This is a genomic window from Rhodopseudomonas palustris (assembly GCF_003226555.1).
In the GTDB taxonomy this organism is placed as follows: domain Bacteria; phylum Pseudomonadota; class Alphaproteobacteria; order Rhizobiales; family Xanthobacteraceae; genus Rhodopseudomonas; species Rhodopseudomonas palustris_I.
This window is the reverse complement of the sequence record NZ_QKQS01000023.1, coordinates 1,525,389-1,545,807: the sequence shown is the minus strand read 5'-3', so window position 1 is coordinate 1,545,807 and position 20,419 is coordinate 1,525,389. Positions and strand designations below refer to the sequence as shown.

At 65.7% G+C, this 20,419-nt stretch carries 22 protein-coding genes; 8 read left to right on the top strand and 14 right to left on the bottom strand.

Annotated features, from left to right (window positions below):
• Nucleotides 1–58: 58 nt before the first annotated feature.
• Nucleotides 59–1,072: a KpsF/GutQ family sugar-phosphate isomerase gene (locus tag DNX69_RS19720; RefSeq protein ID WP_110787578.1), complete on the top strand. Its 1,014-nt coding sequence runs from the start codon at nucleotides 59–61 to the stop codon at nucleotides 1,070–1,072.
• Nucleotides 1,073–1,203: 131 nt separating this feature from the next.
• Here DNX69_RS19720 and DNX69_RS19715 read toward each other — a convergent pair whose 3' ends face one another.
• The 6 genes from DNX69_RS19715 to DNX69_RS19690 form a co-directional block, all read right to left on the bottom strand.
• Nucleotides 1,204–1,653, bottom strand: coding sequence for an NfeD family protein (locus tag DNX69_RS19715; RefSeq protein ID WP_110787577.1), 450 nt, complete (start codon nucleotides 1,651–1,653; stop codon nucleotides 1,204–1,206).
• A 16-nt stretch (nucleotides 1,654–1,669) separates the two neighbouring features.
• Nucleotides 1,670–2,668 (bottom strand): SPFH domain-containing protein, encoded by a 999-nt coding sequence (locus DNX69_RS19710; protein ID WP_110787576.1) that lies wholly within the window; start codon nucleotides 2,666–2,668, stop codon nucleotides 1,670–1,672.
• A 156-nt stretch (nucleotides 2,669–2,824) separates the two neighbouring features.
• Nucleotides 2,825–3,862: a ferrochelatase gene (gene hemH, locus DNX69_RS19705; RefSeq protein ID WP_110787575.1), complete on the bottom strand. Its 1,038-nt coding sequence runs from the start codon at nucleotides 3,860–3,862 to the stop codon at nucleotides 2,825–2,827.
• Nucleotides 3,863–4,036: 174 nt separating this feature from the next.
• Nucleotides 4,037–5,209, bottom strand: a complete 1,173-nt coding sequence (locus tag DNX69_RS19700) for a nickel/cobalt transporter (protein ID WP_110787574.1) — start codon at nucleotides 5,207–5,209, stop codon at nucleotides 4,037–4,039.
• On the bottom strand, nucleotides 5,206–5,859 hold the full coding sequence (locus DNX69_RS19695; protein ID WP_110787573.1) for a DUF1007 family protein: 654 nt from the start codon (nucleotides 5,857–5,859) through the stop codon (nucleotides 5,206–5,208). The genes DNX69_RS19700 and DNX69_RS19695 overlap by 4 nt, the downstream gene beginning before the upstream one ends.
• Before the next feature lie 4 nt (nucleotides 5,860–5,863).
• Nucleotides 5,864–7,954 carry a M3 family metallopeptidase gene (locus tag DNX69_RS19690; RefSeq protein ID WP_110787729.1) on the bottom strand — a complete coding sequence of 697 codons (2,091 nt, stop codon included), beginning with the start codon at nucleotides 7,952–7,954 and terminating at the stop codon, nucleotides 5,864–5,866.
• A gap of 205 nt (nucleotides 7,955–8,159) precedes the next feature.
• Here DNX69_RS19690 and DNX69_RS19685 point away from each other — a divergent pair, with 205 nt between their 5' ends.
• The 7 genes from DNX69_RS19685 to DNX69_RS19655 all read left to right on the top strand — a co-directional run bounded on the left by DNX69_RS19685 (nucleotide 8,160) and on the right by DNX69_RS19655 (nucleotide 13,885).
• On the top strand, nucleotides 8,160–8,420 hold the full coding sequence (locus DNX69_RS19685) for a hypothetical protein (protein ID WP_110787572.1): 261 nt from the start codon (nucleotides 8,160–8,162) through the stop codon (nucleotides 8,418–8,420).
• Nucleotides 8,421–9,082: 662 nt separating this feature from the next.
• Nucleotides 9,083–10,225, top strand: a complete 1,143-nt coding sequence (locus tag DNX69_RS19675) for a type III PLP-dependent enzyme (protein ID WP_110787571.1) — start codon at nucleotides 9,083–9,085, stop codon at nucleotides 10,223–10,225.
• A 202-nt stretch (nucleotides 10,226–10,427) separates the two neighbouring features.
• Entirely contained in the window at nucleotides 10,428–11,015 is a 588-nt protein-coding gene (locus DNX69_RS19670; RefSeq protein ID WP_110787570.1) for a GNAT family N-acetyltransferase, read from the top strand.
• Nucleotides 11,016–11,025: 10 nt separating this feature from the next.
• Nucleotides 11,026–11,193 carry a hypothetical protein gene (locus DNX69_RS26365; protein WP_165825252.1) on the top strand — a complete coding sequence of 56 codons (168 nt, stop codon included), beginning with the start codon at nucleotides 11,026–11,028 and terminating at the stop codon, nucleotides 11,191–11,193.
• A 98-nt stretch (nucleotides 11,194–11,291) separates the two neighbouring features.
• The gene (locus tag DNX69_RS19665) at nucleotides 11,292–11,678 is read left to right on the top strand and encodes a RidA family protein (RefSeq protein ID WP_013500818.1); all 387 of its coding nucleotides are present in this window, start codon (nucleotides 11,292–11,294) and stop codon (nucleotides 11,676–11,678) included.
• A 263-nt stretch (nucleotides 11,679–11,941) separates the two neighbouring features.
• Nucleotides 11,942–12,346: a nucleoside diphosphate kinase regulator gene (gene rnk / locus DNX69_RS19660; RefSeq protein WP_110787569.1), complete on the top strand. Its 405-nt coding sequence runs from the start codon at nucleotides 11,942–11,944 to the stop codon at nucleotides 12,344–12,346.
• Nucleotides 12,347–12,454: 108 nt separating this feature from the next.
• Nucleotides 12,455–13,885, top strand: coding sequence for a homospermidine synthase (locus DNX69_RS19655; RefSeq protein WP_110787568.1), 1,431 nt, complete (start codon nucleotides 12,455–12,457; stop codon nucleotides 13,883–13,885).
• 308 nt (nucleotides 13,886–14,193) lie between these two features.
• Here the strand turns inward: DNX69_RS19655 and DNX69_RS19645 are convergent, their stop codons facing one another.
• The 8 genes from DNX69_RS19645 to DNX69_RS19610 form a co-directional block, all read right to left on the bottom strand.
• Nucleotides 14,194–14,547, bottom strand: coding sequence for a hypothetical protein (locus DNX69_RS19645; protein ID WP_234827011.1), 354 nt, complete (start codon nucleotides 14,545–14,547; stop codon nucleotides 14,194–14,196).
• Nucleotides 14,548–14,652: 105 nt separating this feature from the next.
• Nucleotides 14,653–15,375 carry an MgtC/SapB family protein gene (locus DNX69_RS19640; protein ID WP_110787566.1) on the bottom strand — a complete coding sequence of 241 codons (723 nt, stop codon included), beginning with the start codon at nucleotides 15,373–15,375 and terminating at the stop codon, nucleotides 14,653–14,655.
• Nucleotides 15,376–15,408: 33 nt separating this feature from the next.
• Nucleotides 15,409–16,428: a WD40 repeat domain-containing protein gene (locus DNX69_RS19635; protein ID WP_110787565.1), complete on the bottom strand. Its 1,020-nt coding sequence runs from the start codon at nucleotides 16,426–16,428 to the stop codon at nucleotides 15,409–15,411.
• Nucleotides 16,425–17,468 carry a CobW family GTP-binding protein gene (locus tag DNX69_RS19630; RefSeq protein WP_110787564.1) on the bottom strand — a complete coding sequence of 348 codons (1,044 nt, stop codon included), beginning with the start codon at nucleotides 17,466–17,468 and terminating at the stop codon, nucleotides 16,425–16,427. The genes DNX69_RS19635 and DNX69_RS19630 overlap by 4 nt, the downstream gene beginning before the upstream one ends.
• Before the next feature lie 127 nt (nucleotides 17,469–17,595).
• Entirely contained in the window at nucleotides 17,596–18,510 is a 915-nt protein-coding gene (locus tag DNX69_RS19625; protein WP_110787563.1) for a metal ABC transporter substrate-binding protein, read from the bottom strand.
• A 5-nt stretch (nucleotides 18,511–18,515) separates the two neighbouring features.
• Nucleotides 18,516–19,385, bottom strand: coding sequence for a metal ABC transporter permease (locus DNX69_RS19620; protein ID WP_165825293.1), 870 nt, complete (start codon nucleotides 19,383–19,385; stop codon nucleotides 18,516–18,518).
• 7 nt (nucleotides 19,386–19,392) lie between these two features.
• Entirely contained in the window at nucleotides 19,393–20,142 is a 750-nt protein-coding gene (locus tag DNX69_RS19615; protein ID WP_110787562.1) for a metal ABC transporter ATP-binding protein, read from the bottom strand.
• Nucleotides 20,143–20,144: 2 nt separating this feature from the next.
• Complete coding sequence (locus tag DNX69_RS19610; RefSeq protein WP_110787727.1) at nucleotides 20,145–20,339, bottom strand: hypothetical protein; 195 nt, start codon at nucleotides 20,337–20,339, stop codon at nucleotides 20,145–20,147.
• Between the last annotated feature and the right edge of the window lie 80 nt (nucleotides 20,340–20,419).

The following is a 20,419-nucleotide window of genomic DNA, read 5'->3' as shown; positions in this document are numbered from 1 at the left end:
GCCAGCCCCATGCTAGGAGAAGGCCCGGCCGCTTCGCGGCCCATGCCGGAGACCCTGCATGGCACTGTCCAAAACCCATACCAAGATACCCGCAATGAGCGAGCAAGCCGCCGCCGCGATCCCCTCGGCCCTGCGCACCCTGGAGGCTGAAGCCAGCGGCGTGACCGCGCTCGCCACTGCGCTGCAATCCGATCTCGGTGCCCGCTTCGCCGCCACGATCGACCTGATTCAGAACGCCAAGGGCCGCCTGATCATCACCGGGCTCGGCAAGTCCGGACATATCGGCCGCAAGATCGCTGCCACCTTCGCCTCGACCGGGACGCCGGCGTTCTTCGTGCACGCCTCCGAGGCGAGCCACGGCGACCTCGGCATGATCACGGCCGACGACATCATTCTCGCAATGTCCTGGTCCGGCGAGCAGCCGGAGATGAAGAATCTGATCAGCTACGCCAAGCGCTTCAAGATCGCGCTGGTGGCGATGACCTCCGACCCGACCTCGACGCTGGCCACCGCCGCCGACGTGTCGCTGACGCTGCCGAAGGCGCGCGAGGCCTGCCCGCACAATCTGGCGCCGACCACCTCGTCGCTGATGATGCTGGCGCTCGGCGATGCGCTGGCGATCGCGCTGCTGGAAAGCCGCGGCTTCACGCCGGGCGATTTCAGCGTGCTGCACCCCGGCGGCAAGCTCGGCGCCATGCTGAAATACGCCCGCGACCTGATGCACACCGGCGATGCGATTCCGCTGAAGCCGCTCGGCACCCGGATGTCGGACGCCCTGGTCGAGATGTCCGCCAAGGGCTTCGGCTGCGTCGGCATCATCGACACCAACGGTCAGATCGCCGGCATCGTCACCGACGGTGACCTCCGCCGCAATATGCGGCCGGACCTGATGACCGCGACGGTCGACGAGGTGATGACCCGCAACCCGAAGACGATCAGCCCGAACCTGCTGGCCGGTCAGGCGCTGGAACTGCTGAACTCCTCGAAGATCACCGCGTTGCTCGTCGCCGAAGGCAAGAAGCCGCTCGGCATCGTGCATTTGCACGACCTGCTGCGGGCAGGCGTGGCTTAAGCCTTCGTGCTTTCTCCGAGTCGTCATCCTGAAGCGCTCGCCCGCCAGGGCGAGCCGCGAAGGATGCTGTCGCGCGTGTAGTTGCCCCATCCTTCCTGGCCGCCGCTTCGCTTGAAGGATCGGAAGCAGGCCTACACCGCCGCCACTGTCAGCTTCACCCCATCCGCCGCGACGATTCGTACCCGGCTGCCGGCTGGGGTGTCGGGGCCGAACACGCGCCACACCGTATCGTCGATCCGAACCGTACCGACGCCGCCCTCGATCGGCTTCTCCAGGGTGAATTCGCGACCGACCAATGCATCGGTGCGACGGTTGAGGAACGGGTTGGTGGCGTGCGCCTCGGCGTCGCCGCCGCGCGCCATCCGCCGCCACAACGGCACCGCGGCGGCCGCAAACAGCCCGAACAGCAGGATCTGAACCTGCCATCCCGGCTCGAGCAGCAGCGCCAGCAGCCCGACCAACAGCGCCGCGAGCCCGAGCCAGAACAGAAACACGCCCGGCGCGAGCAGCTCGAGGCCCATCAGCACGAAGCCGAAAATCAACCAATTCCAGGCGCCGAGCGCGGTGAACATCGCGGTCATGGCAGCAGCCTCCGTCTCACCGCGCCGGCGGCACCGGCGTCGTCGGCGGCACCGAGCCGCGGCGGGCGGCAGCCTGCGCGGACGCGGCGCTTTCGCCGAACGTCGCCTTGGCGATCTCGCCGATCCCGGCGAGCGAGCCGAGCATGCTCATCGCCTCGACCGGCAGCATGATCACCTTCTGGTTCGGCGAGTCGGCGAGCTGGCCGAACGCCTTGATGTATTTGTCGGCGATGAAGTAGTTCAGCGCCGCGACGTCGCCCTTTGCAATCGCTTCGCTGACCATCTGAGTGGCCCGCGCCTCGGCCTCGGCGGAGCGCTCGCGCGCCTCGGCGTCCCGAAACGCGGCTTCGCGCCGGCCCTCGGCCTGCAGGATCTGGCTCTGCTTGGCGCCCTCGGCGCGCAGAATTTCCGACTGGCGCTGGCCCTCGGCGGCCAGAATGTCGGCGCGCTTGACGCGCTCGGCCTTCATCTGCCGCCCCATCGCCTCGACCAGATCGGCCGGCGGCGCGATGTCCTTGATCTCGATGCGGTTGACCTTCAGCCCCCACGGCGAAACCGCGGCGTCGACGACGCGCAGCAGCCGCTCGTTGATCTCGTCGCGATGCGACAGCACGGCGTCGAGGTCCATCGAGCCCATGACCGAGCGGATGTTGGTCATGGTCAGCACCACGATCGCCTGATTGAGGTCGGAGACCTCGTAGCTCGCCTTGGCGGCGTCGAACACCTGATAGAACGCGACGCCGTCCACCGTCACGGTGGCGTTGTCCTTGGTAATGACTTCCTGCTCCGGAATCTCGATCACCTGCTCCATCATGTTCACCTTGCGGCCGACACGATCGAAATACGGGATGATCAGATTGAGGCCGGGGGACAGCGTCCGGGTGAACTTGCCGAATCGTTCGATGGTCCAATCGAAGCCCTGCGGCACCGTCTTGACGCCGGCGAACAGCGTCAGGATCACCAGCAGGACGAGAACGATGGACACCACATCGAACCCGCTGAGATCATAGAACATGCAAACTCTCCTCGCCGGATTTCGCTTTTCGTGCGGGCATGGTGATGGGTGCGCCGGACCGGCGCAACCCTGATGGGTCGCGGCCTTAGCGATTCAGGTTCGAGATGACGGATTTGCGCTTGGAGCCGGCGGTCGCTGACGACAGCCGGTCTTCGATTACAGCCAGCCCTGCAGTTCGCGCAGTACGAGCTGGCGGATCACCTGGATGCCGGCGTCGGAATCGTTGAGGCAGGGGATCGCGGTAAATTCCTGGCCGCCGTGCTCCATGAAGATCTCGGCGTTCTCCTGCGCGATCTCTTCCAGAGTCTCCAGGCAGTCGGCCGAGAAGCCGGGCATCACCACCGCGATCTTGCGCACACCCTTGCGCGCCAGCGCCTCGATGGTCTTGTCGGTGTAGGGCTGCAGCCACTGGTCGAAGCCGAACCGCGACTGGAAGGTCAGCAGCAGCTTGTCGTCGGCCAGCCCCATCCGGTCACGCAGCGCCTCGACGGTGGCCACGCACTGCGCCTGATACGGATCGCCCTTGTCGATATAGGCCTGCGGCATGCCGTGGAACGAAGCGACGATCAATTCCGGCTCGAACGACAGCGTCGCAAGATGCGCATTGATCGAGGTCGCCAGCGCATCGATATAGGCCGGATCGCGATAATACGGCGGCGTCACCCGCAGCGTCGGCTGGGCGCGCAGCTCGCGCAGCACCCGGAACGCCTGATCGCACACGGTCGCGGAGGTCGCGGCGGAATACTGCGGATACAGCGGCACCACCAGCAGCCGGGTGCAGCCCTTGGCCACCAGCGCCTCGATGCGGTCGCGCAGCGACGGGTTACCGTACCGCATCGCCCAATCGACGATCAGATGGCCGCGATCGCCCAGCGACGCCGTCAGCTTCTCCGCCTGCGCACGCGTGATGGTCTTGAGCGGCGATTCGTTCGCCTCGTGGTTCCAGATCTTCTGATAGTCCTTCGCCTTGCGGGCCGGACGCGTGTTCAGAATGATGCCGTTGAGCGCCAGCTTCCAGAACAGCCCCTGGTTTTCGATGACGCGCGGATCGGACAGGAACTCGCGCAGATAGATCCGCACGCCCTTGGTGTCGCAGCTGTCGGGGGTGCCGAGGTTGACCAACAGCACACCAACGCGCTCCGGCGCGGGCGCCGGGGCGATCGCAGGTCCATGGATCGGAACAATGACGCTCATGTTGCTGCTTGGCTTCGCGCTTTGGCCTATCGTTGTCAAGACGACGCGGTGACGGGGCGGCTGTTCGATGACTGCAGCGCACTGCCGCGGTTCCGTGACGACCACATCATCTACGCACGAAACCCCATCGGGTTTTGCCACCACCGCTGAAAAACGAAGTTTGCGGTCTGCTGGTTAAAGACACGTCACACGTTCGGCTGCAACATACCCTAGGAGAAGTCCGCAGCCGAGCAACATGACCAGGGCGGCCGCACCAAATTCAAGCCCCCGCATCACCAGCATGCCACCCCCGTCGCGGTGTGCGGCAAGCCTGCGCGCCAGCCCCTTGGCCGACACCGCCGCCACCGCGATGGTCGCGACCGTGATCGCGGTGCCCAGCGCCATCACGAAGGTGGCGGCGATCCCGGCCCAGAACAACCCCTGAGCCAGCGCAAACACCAACAGCAGAATCGCGCCGGAACACGGGCGGACGCCGACCGTCAGCACCGCGCCCAGCCCACGGCGCCAGCCGCCGGGGCCGGCGAGCTCGCTCGGCTCCGGCCCGTGCGAATGACCGCAATGATCACAGGATTCGCCGGCGGCGTGATGATGGTGATCGCCATGGTCGTGCGCGTGACTGTGCCCGTGACCATGATTGTGGTCGTGGTGGTGGTCATGATGATGGTCGCCGGCCGGGTGCGCATGACGGGCGTGAGTATGGCCGTGATCGTGGTCGTGCGGATGATCGTGGCCATGGTCGGCCAACCCCGACGGCACCCCGGCCATCGCCAGTTGCGGCCTGTGAATATTCGCCTGCAGCGCGCGGAAAAATCCGCCACCCTTGATCCAGACCAAGCGCACACCGAACAGCGCGATCAGAGCGTAGCTGCCGATCTCGATCGCCCGCTCCGCCCCGCACATCGTGCTGGCGGTGGCATTCAGCAGCCAGGCGCAAATGCCGACGATCAGCACCGCGACGAGCGCCTGCAGCAACGCCGAGATGAACGACAGCGCGATGCCGCGCCGGGCGGTCTCCTCGTTGGCGACCAGATAGGACGAGATCACCGCCTTGCCGTGCCCCGGACCCGCGGCATGGAACACGCCATAGGCGAACGAGATGCCGAGCAGCGTCCACACTGCGCTGCCATCGGCCTTGGCGGCGCGGATCGTCGCCGACATCTGCTTGTAGAATGCCGATTGCTGCGCCAGCAGCCAGCCGATGATGCCGCCGACCTGCGGCTCCGCAGCGCCCTTCGGCGCACCGAACGGATTGTGCGCAAACGCCGCGTGCAGCGTAGCGTCAGCGAACGCGAGCGTGGCAATGCAGACCATCAAGGCGACGAGCGCGAAGCGGCGATGGGACGTCATGGGCAGGTCACCGTGATCTTGTTGGCGAACATCGCGCCATAGTTGAAGTTGGCACCGCTGAGGAAGTTGTCCTCGCTCATCCGCTGCGCGGTGGCGGTGCCGTCGTTGGGGCGCTGGAAGTCGAATTTGCAGCCCGCCGGCGCGCCGACCAGACTGACCGGGGTCTTCTCGGCGAACGAGAAGTCGATGAAGTAGCTCGGATCGAACACTTCGACCGACAGCTCGCTGCTCTTCACCGGGGTCTTCAGCGGCAGGAAGAAGTGCAGCGTCAGCACGCCGTCCTTGCAGGACAGATAATAGTCGACCGGCTCGCCGAACTTCTGCTTCTTGCCGTTGGCCTTGGCGAAAGTGAAGTAGGCGAATTCTTTCAGCGACTCGACATTGGTCTGCGCCAGCGGCGCCAGGTCCTCGCGGGTGTAGACGCCCTTCTCCTTGGTCTCGACGCCCTGCAGCGCATAGGTCGAGAACATGTCGTCGAACGCCCAGGAATGCCGCACGCCGGTGAACGAGCCGTCCGGCGCGTAGACCAGCTCGCTGGTCGAGGTCACCCAGACGTGCGGGTGCGCCTCGGCGGCGGACAGACCGAACAAGGCCAGCACCGCCGCGACCAGCGCGGAGCGGACGGCGGCGCGGCGCAATAGGCCGATCATGCGGCTACGCGGCCTCCGGCGTGTCGAGCAGGCCGCGGCGGCGCAAGAGCGCGTCGGGCTCCGGCTTGCGGCCGCGGAACGCCACATAGGCTTCCTCCGGGTCGCGCGAGCCGCCGGAGGCGTAGATGTCGTCGCGCAGCCGCTTGGCCACGTCGGCCGCGAAGATGTCGCCGGCCTCCTCGAACGCACCGAACGCGTCGGCGTCCATCACCTCGCTCCACATGTAGCTGTAGTAACCCGAGGCATAGTGATCGCCGGAGAAGATGTGGGCGAACTGGGTCGGTCGGTGGCGCATCGCGATTTCGTCCGGCATGCCGATCTTGGCGAGTTCGCGGCGTTCGAAGTCACGGACCTCGCCGATCGACGCCGCCGGCTGGGTGTGGAATTCGAGATCGAGCAGCGCCGAGGACACGAACTCGACGGTGGCGAAGCCCTGGCCGAATTTGCGGGCGGCGAGAAACCGCTGCAGCAGCTCGTCCGGCAGCGGCTCGCCGGTCTGGTAGTGTCGGGCGAATTGCCGCAGCACCTGCGGCTGCTCCTGCCAGTGCTCGTAGAGCTGTGAGGGCAGCTCGACGAAGTCGGTAAACACCGAGGTGCCGGACAGCGACGGATAGGTCACGTCCGACAGCATGCCGTGCAGGCCGTGGCCGAATTCGTGGAACAGGGTGCGGGCGTCGTCGGGCGACAGCAACGACGGCTCGCCGCCAGCGCCCTTGGCGAAATTGCAGACATTGATGATCAGCGGCGCCACCGCGCCGTCGAGCTTCTGCTGGTCGCGCAGCGAGGTCATCCAGGCGCCGGAACGCTTCGACGGCCGGGCGTAGTAATCGCCGTAGAACAGCCCGCGATGGGCGCCGTCGGCGTCCTTCACCTCCCAGACCCGCACGTCCGGGTGCCACACCGGCACATCCTTGCGTTCGTCGAAAGTGACGCCGAACAGCCGGGTGGCGGTGTCGAACGCCGCGGCGATCATGTTGTCGAGCGTCAGATACGACTTGATCGCGGCGTCGTCGAAATTGGCGCGGCGCTGCCGCAGCTTCTCGGCGTAGTAACGCCAGTCCCACGGCGCCAGCTTGAAATTGCCACCCTCTTCGGTGACCAGTTCCTGCAGCGCGTCGCGGTCGGCGAGAGCGCGGGCGCGCGCCGGCTTCCAAACCCGCTCGAGCAGGCCACGGACCGCGTCCGGCGTCTTGGCCATCGAATCTTCCAGCCGGTAGGCCGCAAAGGTCGGATAGCCGAGCAGCTTAGCGCTTTCCTCGCGAAGATTGAGGATCTCGCCGATGATGGTGTTGTTGTCGTTATCGTTGCCGTTGTCGCCGCGAGCGATGAAGGCCCGATACGCCTTCTCGCGCAGGTCGCGCCGGCTCGACATCTTCAGGAACGGCTCGACCGACGAGCGCGACAGCGTCACCACCGCTTTGCCGGGCAGGCCGCGCTCTTTCGCCGCGGCGCGAGCCGCCGCGACGAAGCTGTCCGGCAGCCCGTCGGTGTCGCCTTCGGCGAGCTCCATGAACCAGTCCTGCTCGTCGCCGAGCAGATGGTGGCTGAAGCTGGTGCCAAGCTGCGCCAGCCGCTCGTTGATCTCGGCCATCCTCGCCTTCGCCGCTTCGTCGAGACCGGCACCGGCACGGTGGAAGCGAGTGTAGGTGCGGTCGAGCAGCCGGCTCTGCTCCGGGGTGAGCCCGAGGCTGTCGCGCTGGTCGCGCAGCGCTGCGATTCGGCCGAACAGCACCGCGTTCATCATGATCGGATTCCAGTGCCGTGCCATCCGCAGCGACACCTCCTCGTCGATCTTCAAGAGCTCCGGGCTCGAATGCGCCGACACCAGATCGTAGAACACCGCAGCCACCCGGCTGAGCAGCTTACCGGAGCGCTCAAGCGCCGTGATGGTGTTGTCGAAATCCGCGACCGCCGGATCGTTGACGATCGCTGCGATCTCGCCTGCATGATCGGCGAACGCCTGCTCGAACGCCGGCATGAAGTGCTCGGGCTTGATCTCGGTGAACGGCGGGGTCTCGAACGGGGTGGTCCAGGCGGCAAGCAGCGGATTGCCGGATGTGAGGGGTGCGGCAATCGGCGCGGAGCTCTCTGACATCGATCCATCCTGCGTGCGGAGCGTTTCGGGTTTCGACATATACCATTGGGTAAGGCTTTTTTGCGCCCGGAACGCCCCGCTCTTGCCGGTAAATTGCGCAAGCCGACCGGTTGCCCCACTGCTGACACTTTACAAGATCATCGCCTACCGCTTGCCGCCGCGGGCGATTTCGCTAGATTGCGCCCGCCAGAAGGACCTTCGAACCATGAGCAAGCCTGTCACCGCCGCCGGATCGCGCCAGATCGCCTGGCCGAGCGTCATCACCGTCATCAGTGCCGCCATCCTGATTGGCGCCGAGGTGTTCGGAGCCGCGTTCGCGGGCGGGTGGGCACTGGCGATCCTGTTCGGTCTCGGTGACGACGCCGCCCATATCATGCAGGCGGTCTTGTTCGTGATTGGCGTGGTGATCATGATCGGCTTCGTCCGCAACGCGCAACGCATCGAGCCTTTCTTCAAGCGCGCCTGATTTCGGGCAACGCGCACACGCGCGCCGCCACGCCTCCGTCACATTTACCCCCGTGGCTGTTGACGAACTTGAACGGATGTTCAGCTTCGCGCTCGGCGGTGTGATGGATCGGCAACGCTGAGCGACAGGCGCGAGTAATTCGCCTGTTAAGACAAAAAAAATCTTGCGACCCGGCATCGAAACACCTATTTCCAGCCTTGCCCAATTTCGCACGTGCCCGTGGTCGTGTGTCAGTCGGTAGGTATCCGGACAAGAGGCCGGACAGCCGCCAAGGGATGAAGAGCCGAGGGTCTCCAAGCGTTCGCGCAGCGAGGCCAGCATCTCTCTCAAGAGATGCCGTTGAAGGTGTCTTCCTCTCTTGCAACCGTGACTGACAGCCGGAGGCGAACCGGCGCACCTCGTTCTCAACGGGGGACGCGACTTAAAGCAACGACGGAGCGGGCTTTTTTGGTCTCTGCCGGCTTTCCATCAGCCGGCGCGAATACCGAAGAGGCTTGTCCTTCATTGCCAGTGAGCGGGCGGGATCCTTCCCAACCAATCCAAGGCAGCACTGCTTGTCCGAGCTGATCGCTCGCCGCGCCTCCATCGCGCGACGGCGCTGCAGTCGTCGGACCAGCGCCATCGTTGGTTTGCGCCCGTCGCTGGGCGCGTGGGAGAGTGCCATGACCGAACGTATCCGCGAATTCCTGCGCGACCGCCGCGCCAAGGGTCTGGACGTCGAGCCGTGCCTGGTCGTCGACCTCGAAGTGGTCCGCGACAACTTCATGCATTTCGCCAAGGCGCTGCCGGACAGCCGCGTGTTCTATGCGATCAAGGCCAACCCGGCACCTGAAGTGCTGTCGCTGCTGGCCTCGCTGGGCTCGTGCTTCGACTGCGCCTCGGTGCAGGAAATCCAGATGGGACTGGCCGCGGGAGCGACCCCGGACCGCATCTCGTTCGGCAACACCATCAAGAAGGAGCGCGACATCGCGCGCGCCTACGAGCTCGGCATTCGCCTGTTTTCGGTCGACTGCACCGCCGAGGTGGAGAAGATCGCGCGCGTCGCGCCCGGCTCGAAGGTGTTCTGCCGTATCCTGTACGACTGCGCCGGCGCCGAGTGGCCGCTGTCGCGCAAGTTCGGCTGCGATCCGGAGATGGCGGTCGACGTGCTCGATCTCGCCAAGCGTCTCGGCCTTGAGGCGTACGGCATTTCGTTCCACGTCGGCTCGCAGCAGCGCAAGGTGAAGGCGTGGGACCGCGCGCTGGCGATGGCCGCGCAGGTGTTCCGCGATTGCGCCGAGCGCGGCATCTCGCTGTCGATGGTCAATATGGGTGGCGGCTTCCCAACCAAGTATCTGAAGGAAGTCCCGCCGGTGGTGCAGTACGGCCGCTCGATCTTCCGGGCGCTGCGTAAGCACTTCGGCAACCAGATCCCGGAGACCATCATCGAGCCGGGCCGCGGCATGGTCGGCAACGCGGGCGTGATCGAGACCGAAGTCGTTCTGATCTCGAAGAAGAGCGACGAGGACGAGACGCGCTGGGTGTATCTCGACATCGGCAAGTTCGGCGGCCTCGCCGAGACCATGGACGAGTCGATCCGCTACGCCATCAAGTCGCGCCACGACGGCGCCGAGATGACGCCTTGCGTGCTCGCCGGCCCGACCTGCGACTCCGCCGACGTGCTGTACGAGAAGCTGCCGTATCCGCTGCCGGTGACGCTTGAGATCGGCGACAAGCTGCTGATCGAAGGCACCGGCGCCTATACGTCGACCTACTCGGCGGTGGCATTCAACGGCTTCCCGCCGCTGGCGACCTATCACATCTGAGCTTTCCCCTCCCCGCTTGCGGAGGGGTCGGCTAGCAGGGTGAAGCAGCGACTCGTGTCGCCCTCACCCCGGCCCTCTCCCGCGAGCGGGAGAGGGAGCAGAAAAGTCGAGGCCGGCTCGCCGACCTCTCCCGTCACATGCGTTTTTTGCTGACAACATGCTGCCGGCGCGGTTCGCCGGAGAGCGTGGGGATCGACGTGCCATGACGAACACCCTCGCCACCCTGACCGCCTTGGACGTCGCAGCCGTTCCGTTCGCGATCCGTGCGGAAAAGAGCTCCGACATTGCCGCGCGTGAGCGCCTGCTGGATGCGTGCTTCGGCGAAGGCCGGCATGCGCGCACCTGCCAGCGTTTGCGTGATGGACGCGCGCCCGCGGAAGGCCTTGCCTTCTCCGCGGTCCGTCAAGGCCGGCTGGTCGGCACGGTGCGGCTCTGGCATGTCGACGCAGGGGGCCGGGCCGCACTCGTGCTCGGCCCCCTCGCCGTCCAGTCGTCGTGCCGTGAGTTCGGCGTCGGCGGCACCTTGATGCGTGCGGCGCTGGCGGAAGCCGCCGCGCGCGGCCATGGCGCCGTGATCCTGCTCGGCGATGCGCCGTACTACGCGCGGTTCGGCTTCTCGGCCGATAAGATGGGCGCGCTGGCGCTGCCCGGCCCGTTCGAACGCGACCGCCTGCTCGGGCTCGAACTGCGCGATGGCGCCCTCGACGGCGCTGCCGGCCTGATCGTCGCCACCGGCGCCGCCGCCAAGCCAGCGCGCGCCGAGCGGGTGCGTCTTCGTCGCGCCGCGTAAGGAGGGGCCGATGCGTAGCTTGCGTTTTCCGCGCCCGTCTCACCGCGTCTTCGCGCCGCGCGATCCGGCCAAGCGTCCGCGCGTCACGGTGCTGGTTCTCACCGTGTTCGCGCTCAAGATCGCCGTCGACGCCTGGCGCCGCCGGCGGGGCCGCGATGCCGAGACAACCGCAGCCTAACCCGATCATGTGTCAGGGCTGAGACAGTCTCGGCCTTGATTTGCAGAACCGGACGCGGCATTGGCTGCCGATCTCCCCTCAATTCCAGGATTGTTTCGATGTCGCGTCGTCTGATCTCCACCGGATCGCCGTTCGAAAAGACTGCCGGCTACAGCCGCGCCGTGGTCGATGGTGATTTCGTCTTCGTGTCCGGCACCACCGGTTACGACTACACCACCATGACGCTGCCCGAGGACGTCACCTCGCAGACCCGCAACTGCTTCAAGACCATCGGCGCGGCGCTGAAGGAAGCGGGGTTCGCGATGGAAGACATTGTACGCGCGACCTACTACATCACCGATCCGAAGGATGCGGATGCGGTGTTCGCGGTGTGTGGCGAGAACCTGTCGGAGATCCGCCCGGCGGCGACGATCGTCGCGGTCGCCGGCCTGTACAAGCCGGAAATGAAGATCGAAATCGAAGTCACCGCCAAGCGCCGCAGCTAAGCCTATCTAATTATACGATAATCGGCTCCCCGTTGACTTTCCGGCGGGGAGCCCTACGTTCCGACGATCATGATGATCTTGCCCCGCCATCGTTTGACGCTGCGCGCCGGTCGCCTTCACGCAGGAAGGTGACCCGGGCGCGCGCGTGCGCCGTCCGGGCTTAACGATCTCGTCGACGACTTCTCCCCTTTTTCAGACTGCTACTTATCCCGAAAATGCCGATGCGCATGAGGCGCGCGGCGTGACAAGGACCCGTGAAAGACATGATTCAGACCATTCGCACCCAACGCCCGCCGATCACTATCCGAAATTGCGACGCCGAACGGCTCGGCCAGCTCGCCGAAGCCGCCGCGCAGCGTTATCCGGCGACGGCCGAATTCCTTGCCGGCGAGGTCGCCCGCGCCAGTGTCGCGCCCGATAGCGATCCGCTGCCGGGGATCGTCTGCATGGACTCCGCCCTCACCTTCCGGGACGATACCACCGGCAAGGAAAAGCAGGTGACGCTGGTGTATCCGACCGAGGCCGACGTCGAGGCTGGTCGTATTTCGGTATTGACCCCGATCGGGGCCGCGCTTATCGGCCTCTCGGTCGGACAATCGATCAGCTTCGAGACCCCGTCGGGCGAGCAGCGCTCCCTGACGGTGCTCAGCGTGTCCGAGCCGAACTGAACAGCCGTCGCAGGTGACATTCGAAATTCACCTCGCCGTCACATTCCCGAACTGTCCTGGCCGCACATAGCGGCGTAATCCTGTCCCCCTGTCCGGAGTGCAAACCTGATGTCGTCTAACTCGAAGATCCACGCCAAGATCACCGGCCCCATTGTGATGATCGGCTTCGGTTCGATCGGCAAGGGCACGCTGCCCCTGATCGAGCGGCACTTCGAGTACGACAAGAAGCGGTTCGTGATCATCGATCCGCACGCGGACGGCGAACTCGCCGAGAAGCACGGCGTCCGCTTCATCAAGCAGGCGGTCACCAAGGACAACTATCGCGAACTGCTGGTCCCGCTGCTGACCGAAGGCGGCGGCCAGGGCTTCTGCGTCAACCTGTCGGTCGATACCGGCTCGGTCGACATCATGACGATGTGCCGCGAGATCGGGTCGCTGTACATCGACACCGTGGTCGAGCCGTGGCTCGGATTTTACTTCGACAAGAATGCCGGCCCGGAGAAGCGCTCCAACTACGCGCTGCGCGAGACGCTGCTGGCCGCCAAGGCCAAGAACCCCGGCGGCACCACCGCGGTGTCGACCTGCGGCGCTAACCCCGGCATGGTGTCGTGGTTCGTCAAGCAGGCGCTGCTCGACATCGCCCGCGACACCGGCACCGAATTCAACGAACCGAAGAGCCGCGAAGGCTGGGGCCAGCTCGCACAGAAGCTCGGCGTCAAGGGCATCCACATCGCCGAGCGTGATACCCAGCGCGCCAAGACGCCGAAGCCGATGAACGTGTTCGTCAACACCTGGTCGGTCGAAGGCTTCGTGTCCGAAGGCCTGCAGCCGGCCGAACTGGGCTGGGGCACGCACGAGAAGTGGATCCCGGACAACGGCCGCAAGCACACCGAAGGCTGTCAGGCCGCGATCTATTTGCTGCAGCCGGGCGCCAACACCCGCGTCCGCACCTGGTGCCCGACCCCGGGCGCGCAGTACGGTTTCCTCGTCACCCACAACGAGTCGATCTCGATCGCCGACTACTTCACGGTGCGCGACGGCCAGAACGTGGTGTATCGCCCGACCTGCCACTACGCCTATCACCCGGCCAACGACGCGGTGCTGTCGCTGCACGAGATGTTCGGCGCCGAAGGCAAGATGCAGCCGAAGTGGCACATCCTGGATGAAAACGAAATCGTCGACGGCATCGACGAACTCGGCGTGCTGGTCTACGGCCACGCCAAGAACGCCTATTGGTACGGCTCGCAGCTCTCGATCGAAGAAACCCGCGAGATTTGCCCGTATCAGAACGCCACCGGCATGCAGGTGTCGTCGGCGGTGCTGGCCGGGATGGTGTGGGCGCTGGAGAATCCGGAAGCCGGCATCGTCGAAGCCGACGAGATGGACTTCCGCCGCTGCCTCGAAGTGCAGACGCCGTATCTCGGCCCGGTGAAGGGCTACTACACGGACTGGACCCCAATCACCGACCGCCCCGGCCTGTTCCCGGAGGACATCGACACCTCCGACCCGTGGCAGTTCAAGAACGTGCTGGTGCGCTGAGGCAACGAGGTCGCCTCAACGGCGATTTCAGCTTCAAATAAGTACACGCGCCCCTCCCCGACCGCAGCGCGCCCCCTCTCCCGCTTGCGGGAGAGGGTTGGGGTGAGGGCGACGCGGACACTGACTCAGCGACTCGTTGATAGGAGTGCCCTCACCCGGATCGCTACGCGATCCGACCTCTCCCGCAAGCGGGAGAGGTGCGCTGTGCTTGGGGCTCCTTCGCCGACGACCACTGATCACCAAAAAAAACCGAGCCCGCAAATGCGAGCCCGGTGAGGTGATCGTCGGCCGTTTCTTGGTGGCGGCGGTCAGCCGCCCTTCGGCCGGATCGGCTCACCGATCTTCTCCGGCGGGGCGGGCGGCAGCGCCGGCTTGGCGCCGGACTGCACCGCATCCTGATCTGGGCGCGCCGGCTGGGGCGGAGTGTCGTGCGGGCGCGCGCCCGTGGGCTTAGTTTCGTCGGGAGCAGTAGGCTTGCTCTCTGCGCCGGGCGTCGAGGTCGGCGGCTGCGGCGTCGCCTGGGCGAAATGCAACCGCCCGGTGCGGCTATCGACCTGGGTCAGCGACAGGCCGGACAGCACCACACCCGCCGCGATCAACACGCCAGCCAGCAGCAGATCCCGCTTCAAGCCGCGCTCTTTGTCGTTCTGATTCGCCGTCATGATCCTCATCCCTTGCTTGCCGGACCAACGGACGCGCGGGGGCATCGTTCCGGGTTCCGCTGTCGCATCCGGTTCCGGAACGCTCGGAATTGCCGACAAAGTGAATCAATCTTTAGTGCTGGTTTCCCAGGTGGCGAAGTCGACGCCCGGCTCCTTGCCGAGCTCGGCGACCACCGCGTCGAGCTCGCTCGGCTCCACCGCGGTCGATACCAGGGTAGCGACGATCTCGACCTTGTCGTCGGCGCGTTCGGCTGCTTCCACCTCGACCTCCGCGACCGGATAGTCGGCCTTTTCCAGCCGCTTCTCGAGATGCTCCCGCAGCCGGCCGGCCTCAGCGCTCCCGGCGGTGACACGCACCGCATAGGTCGCTTCCGAGGTGCGCTCGTCGAACGGGATACGATCGATGGCGTTGACCAGCGGCCGCAGCAGGGTGTTGCCAGCGATCACGAAGAGCGTCAGCGCGACAGCCTGGGCCGCCAGGTCGCCGCCGGCACAGCAGCCGACCGCCGCCGAACTCCACAGCGTCGCCGCGGTATTGAGGCCGCGGACGTTCATGCCCTCTTTCATGATTACGCCGGCGCCGAGAAAGCCGATCCCGGAGACCACATAGGCGATCACCCGAACCGCACCGTCGGCGCCGGCCAGATGCATCGCCAGATCGACGAAGGCGGCCGCGCCGACTGCCACGAGGACGTTGGTGCGAAGACCCGCCGCGCGAGTCCGATACTGCCGCTCGGCTCCGATCAGCATGCCGAGCACGAAGGCGACGGTGAGGCTGACCAGCGTGTCGAAGAAGTCCGCGGTCTGGAAGGTCGTGAGGAAGCGCATCGGAAGCCGCCCGATTTCGGAGACGGCTTCCTCTTACAGCGGAAGAATGCCGGCCGCACCATCCTCGTCGGAGAACGCCAGCAGCGTGCCGGCGGCACTCCATCCGAGCGCTGCGATCGGCGGCGTGCCGTTGCGGCGGGCGAGGATCTCGGCGCCGTCGTTCATCCGCACCAGCAGCACGGTGCCGTCGCTGTAGCCGGCGGCGAGGATGTCGTTCTTGGGGTGGCAGGCGACTGCGCTGACGCGCGCCTCGAGCGGCGCCAGCATCGCCGGCTGCTTGCCCATCGGGCCGTCCTTGCTGGCGAACGGCCAGAGGATCACCGCATCCGCGCCGGAGGTCGCGAGCCCCTTGCCGCCGACCGTCCAGGCCATCGACCGCACCCGGCCGGGATAGCCGGTCATCCGCATGTGCTTGGAATCGGCGAGCCGCCAGCCGTGCAGCGCCGGCTCGTGCATCGCGGTGACCAGGAAACGGTTATCGGGGCTGAACATCACCCCGAGATGCGAGCCGGCCCATTCGAGCACTTCGGCGTTGCCAGCCATGTTCGGAAACCACAGCGTCACGCCGTTGTAGTGCGCGATCGCAAGCCGCAGCCCCTTGGGTGCAAACGCAAGACCGCCGACGGTTGACGGCACCTCGAAGAACTTGTCGTCGCCCTTGGACGCGCGGACATAGGCGATCTTGCCGGCCGACCACGCCACCGCGCCGTCGGCATGCAGCGCGACGTTGTCGATCCAGCGACGCTTGGCGTCGGTGGCGAGGGCCTCGGTCTTGCCGGAACCGTCGAGCAGCGTCACCTTGCCGTCGTCACCGCCGGTGACGATACGCTTGCCGTCACACGCCACGCTGAGAATGCCGCCGCCGTGCAGCGAAACGGTCGAGCTCGTCCCATCGGCGGCGAGCAGCGTCGCGTTCTCCTCGGTGCCGATGAACACCGCGGTCTCACCGAGGAAGTGGACCGCGCTGGTGCCGCCTTCGATCGTGACCGGCTTGACCCGGTCGGTGATCGACGCGATCGACCCGGCTTCGCCGGGCGCCTCGAAGCCGCTCATGACGCAATGCACTTGGCGAAGCCGTCGCGGATCGCCTGTTCGGGCAGATCGCGGCCGATGAACACGACGCGGCTTTCGCGCGGCTCATCGTCCTTCCAGGCGCGCTGGTGATCGCCTTCCAGCATCATGTGCACGCCCTGGAACACGTAGCGATCGTCGTCGCCCCTGAACGCGAGAATGCCCTTGGAGCGCAGAATCTTGCCGCCTTCGGTCTGCACCAATTGCTGCAGCCAAGGCATGAACTTGGCCGGGTCGAGCGGCTTGTCGCTCTTCAGCGACAGCGATTGCATGTCCTCGTCGTGATAGTGCTTCAGGCCATGACCGTGATGATGATCGTGGCCATGGTGGTGATGACCGTGATCGTGATGATGATCGTGATCGTCGGCCTCGAGGAAGGCCGGCTCGATTTCGAGAATGCGATCGAGATCGAACGCGCCGCGCTCCAGCACGTCGGCGATCGCGACCTGGCAGCGCTCGGTGCGATGCAGCTTGGCATAGGGATTGATCGCGCGAATCCGGGCTTCGACTTCGGCGAGTTCGGCCGGGCTCACCAGATCGGTCTTGTTCAGCACGATGACGTCGGCGAACGCGATCTGGTTCTTGGCTTCCGGCGCGTCCTTCAGCCGTTCGCTCAGCCATTTGGCGTCGGCGACCGTGACCACGGCGTCGAGCCGCGCGGCGTTCTGCACGTCTTCATCGACGAAGAAGGTCTGCGCCACCGGCGCCGGGTCGGCGAGGCCGGTGGTCTCGACGATGATCGCGTCGAACTTGCCCTTGCGCTTCATCAGGCCGGCGAGGATGCGGACCAGATCGCCGCGCACCGTGCAGCAGACGCAGCCGTTGTTCATCTCGAACACTTCTTCGTCGGCCCCGATGATCAGATCGTTGTCGATGCCGATTTCACCGAACTCATTGACGATCACCGCGTATTTCTTGCCGTGATTTTCCGACAGGATGCGGTTGAGCAACGTGGTCTTGCCGGCGCCGAGATAGCCGGTGAGCACGGTGACGGGAATTTTCGAGGCGGCGGTCGAAGACATCAGGCACGAACTCCAGCACGGAAGCCCCGTCCTGAATCACACGGCGTGCGCGTCTCCAAGGTCGGGGCCGGAAAAGGCGGGGACCGCGCGCCCCGCCGGGCGGCCGGACGCAGCGGGACCGGGGCCGCTAGCTGCTCAGAGCGCCGGTCAGCGTCTTTATATTGTGCCTGACCATATCAATGTAAGTGGGGGCCTCGCCGTTTTCAGGCGTCAGGCTGTCGGAATACAGCGTGCCGCCGATCTTGGCGCCGGTCTCGGCGCTGATCCGCTGCATCAACCGCGGATCGCTGATGTTCTCCAGGAACACCGCCGGCACCTTGTCCTTGCGGATCTGGGTGATGATGGAGGCGACGTCGCGGGCGCTGGCCTCGGACTCGGTCGAGACGCCCTGCGGGGCGATGAAGACGATCCCGTAGGCGTCGGCGAAATAGCCGAACGCGTCGTGGGTCGAGATCACCTTGCGGCGGCTTTCGGGAATCGTCGCAACGGCAGCACGGACGTCGCGGTCGAGCGCGTCGAGCTTGCCGAGATAAGCTTCGGTATTTGCGCGGTAGGTTGCGGCGCCGGCCGGATCGGCGGCGATCAGCGCGTCGCGGATATTCGCCGCGTAAATCTTGGCATTGGGCACCGACTGCCAAGCGTGCGGATCGGTCTTGCCATGGTCGTGGGCATGATCGCCGCCATGCCCGTGATCATGATCATCGTCAGCCTCACGTACCTTGATGCCCTTGGTCGCGGTCACGATAGTCGCCTTGCCGCCGGACGATTGCACCAGCCGCGGCAGCCAGCCTTCGAGCCCGAGACCGTTGACCACCACCAGCCTGGCGTCGGCGATGGTCTTGGCGTCGCTCGGCGACGGGGTATAGACGTGGGCGTCGCCGTTCGGCCCAACCAGCGTTGAGACCTCCACGCGCTCGCCGCCGACATTGCGCACGAAATCGCCGAGGATCGAAAAGCTCGCGACCACACGGATACGATCATCGGCCTGCGCCGGCGCCGCCATCAGCAGCGCCGCGATCAACACCATTCCCCAACGAATCATCGTCCTCAAGCCTCCAGATGACGGCCGGGAAACAGCTTGCGCACCACCCCGCCGGACCGACCAAAAAACAGCGAAATCAGATAGATCACCGCCGCGACCAGGATGATCGCGGGGCCCGACGGCAGGCCGCCGTGATACGACAGCACCAGGCCGCAATAGCCGGACAGCATCGCGCTACCGACCGCCACCAACATCATCCCGGAAATGTCGCGGGCCCAGAATTTGGCGATGCCGGCCGGTAGGATCATCAGCCCGACCGCAAGCAGCGTCCCGAGCGCGTGAAAGCCGTTGACCAGATTGATCACCACCAGCGCCATGAAGATCAGATGCGCGGGCGCGCCAGCGCGGCTGACGGTGCGCAGAAACAACGGATCAACGCATTCGATCACCAGCGGCCGCCAAATCACTGCCAGCGCCAGCAGCGTCAGCGTGGCGTTGAAGGCGATCACCAGCAGGGTGCGGTCGTCCATCGCCAGGATGTTGCCGAACAGCACATGCAGCAGGTCGATATTGGTGCCGCGCATCGACACGATGGTGACGCCGAGCGCCAGCGACACCAGATAGAACGCAGCCAGCGAGGCGTCTTCTTTCAGTTCGGTGACGCGCGACACCAGGCCGGCGAGAATCGCCACCGCGAAGCCGGCGATCAGGCCGCCGAACGTCATGGCGAACAGGTTGAGTCCCGACAGCAGGAAACCGATCGCCGCGCCGGGCAGAATGGCGTGGGCCATTGCGTCGCCGACCAGGCTCATCCGCCGCAGCATCAGAAACACGCCGATCGGCGCGCCGCCGAGAGACAGCGCGAAGATACCGGCGAGCGCCCGGCGCATGAATTCGAACTCGGTGAACGGCGCGATCAGCGCCTGATACAGCATCATGATGTCAGGCCGCCTGGGGCGCCGCGGTGCAGGCCGGCGCACCGTCATCGAACGCCTCGCACATCCGCCGGGCTTCGGTCTGGTTGTCGGCAGTCAGGACCTCCGCGGTCGGCCCCCACGCCACCGCGGTCCGCGCCAGCAAAAGCGTTTCCGGGAAGCTGGCATGCACCAGATCCATGTCATGCAACGCAGCGATCACTGTCCGCCCTTCGGCGTGCCAATGGCCGACCAGATGCACGAGGTCGGCTGTGGTCCGAGCGTCAACGGCGTTGAACGGTTCGTCGAGCACGATGACGCGGGCGTCTTGCAGCAGCACCCTGGCGAACAGCATACGCTGCATCTGCCCCCCCGACAGCGTGCCGATGTTCCGGTTTTCAAATCCGGACAGCCCGACCGCGGCCAGCGCGCTGGATATCCGCTGCTTGGCCTGCCGGCCGAGGCTGCCGAACGCACCGGTGGTGCGCCACAGTCCGGTGCCGACGAAATCGAATACCGAGATCGGAAATGTGCGATCGATCTCGGCGCTTTGCGGCAGATAGGCGATGTCGTGAACGTCGATCCCGTTGCGGTCGATCGATCCGGCCAAAGGCTTGAGAATCCCGACGATGCCGCGGAACAAGGTCGACTTGCCGGCGCCATTGGGACCGACCACAGCCAGCAGAGTGCCGGCTTCAACGCGACCGGAGAGGTGGTGCACCGCCGGATGGCGATCGTAGCCCAGCGTGACGTTCTGGAAGGTGAGCTGTGCGGCCATCGTCACCTCATTGCCAGCAGCACCAACGCCCACAGCACAGCGCTGGCGGCGAATGCCGTCGCCATCCGGCTGGCCAGCCCCATTCTCAGGATCGACCAGGGCGACGGCTGCGGTGGGTGCGGCGATTCGGCGCCGTTGCCCTGCAGAGGTACATGGTGGCCGCCGCGGCTCGGGGAAGAAGAAGAAATTTCGCTCACGCCCGATTCCATCGCCAGCCGCAGATTGCATCCTCGTTACATTATAACATCATTCTTGCGGGTGGAGGCAAGCGCACCGG

Coding starts and splice junctions, on each gene's coding strand:
- DNX69_RS19645 (WP_234827011.1), bottom strand. CDS start 14,547: ATGACGGCGAATCAGAACGACAAAGAGCGCGGCTTGAAGCGGGATCTG.
- DNX69_RS19630 (WP_110787564.1), bottom strand. CDS start 17,468: ATGTCTTCGACCGCCGCCTCGAAAATTCCCGTCACCGTGCTCACCGGC.
- DNX69_RS19685 (WP_110787572.1), top strand. CDS start 8,160: ATGAGCAAGCCTGTCACCGCCGCCGGATCGCGCCAGATCGCCTGGCCG.
- DNX69_RS19675 (WP_110787571.1), top strand. CDS start 9,083: ATGACCGAACGTATCCGCGAATTCCTGCGCGACCGCCGCGCCAAGGGT.
- DNX69_RS19695 (WP_110787573.1), bottom strand. CDS start 5,859: ATGATCGGCCTATTGCGCCGCGCCGCCGTCCGCTCCGCGCTGGTCGCG.
- DNX69_RS19670 (WP_110787570.1), top strand. CDS start 10,428: ATGACGAACACCCTCGCCACCCTGACCGCCTTGGACGTCGCAGCCGTT.
- DNX69_RS19615 (WP_110787562.1), bottom strand. CDS start 20,142: ATGGCCGCACAGCTCACCTTCCAGAACGTCACGCTGGGCTACGATCGC.
- DNX69_RS19620 (WP_165825293.1), bottom strand. CDS start 19,385: ATGCTGTATCAGGCGCTGATCGCGCCGTTCACCGAGTTCGAATTCATG.
- DNX69_RS19640 (WP_110787566.1), bottom strand. CDS start 15,375: ATGCGCTTCCTCACGACCTTCCAGACCGCGGACTTCTTCGACACGCTG.
- DNX69_RS19710 (WP_110787576.1), bottom strand. CDS start 2,668: ATGTTCTATGATCTCAGCGGGTTCGATGTGGTGTCCATCGTTCTCGTC.
- DNX69_RS19665 (WP_013500818.1), top strand. CDS start 11,292: ATGTCGCGTCGTCTGATCTCCACCGGATCGCCGTTCGAAAAGACTGCC.
- DNX69_RS26365 (WP_165825252.1), top strand. CDS start 11,026: ATGCGTAGCTTGCGTTTTCCGCGCCCGTCTCACCGCGTCTTCGCGCCG.
- hemH (WP_110787575.1), bottom strand. CDS start 3,862: ATGAGCGTCATTGTTCCGATCCATGGACCTGCGATCGCCCCGGCGCCC.
- DNX69_RS19700 (WP_110787574.1), bottom strand. CDS start 5,209: ATGACGTCCCATCGCCGCTTCGCGCTCGTCGCCTTGATGGTCTGCATT.
- DNX69_RS19655 (WP_110787568.1), top strand. CDS start 12,455: ATGTCGTCTAACTCGAAGATCCACGCCAAGATCACCGGCCCCATTGTG.
- DNX69_RS19720 (WP_110787578.1), top strand. CDS start 59: ATGGCACTGTCCAAAACCCATACCAAGATACCCGCAATGAGCGAGCAA.
- rnk (WP_110787569.1), top strand. CDS start 11,942: ATGATTCAGACCATTCGCACCCAACGCCCGCCGATCACTATCCGAAAT.
- DNX69_RS19690 (WP_110787729.1), bottom strand. CDS start 7,954: ATGTCAGAGAGCTCCGCGCCGATTGCCGCACCCCTCACATCCGGCAAT.
- DNX69_RS19625 (WP_110787563.1), bottom strand. CDS start 18,510: ATGATTCGTTGGGGAATGGTGTTGATCGCGGCGCTGCTGATGGCGGCG.
- DNX69_RS19635 (WP_110787565.1), bottom strand. CDS start 16,428: ATGAGCGGCTTCGAGGCGCCCGGCGAAGCCGGGTCGATCGCGTCGATC.
- DNX69_RS19715 (WP_110787577.1), bottom strand. CDS start 1,653: ATGACCGCGATGTTCACCGCGCTCGGCGCCTGGAATTGGTTGATTTTC.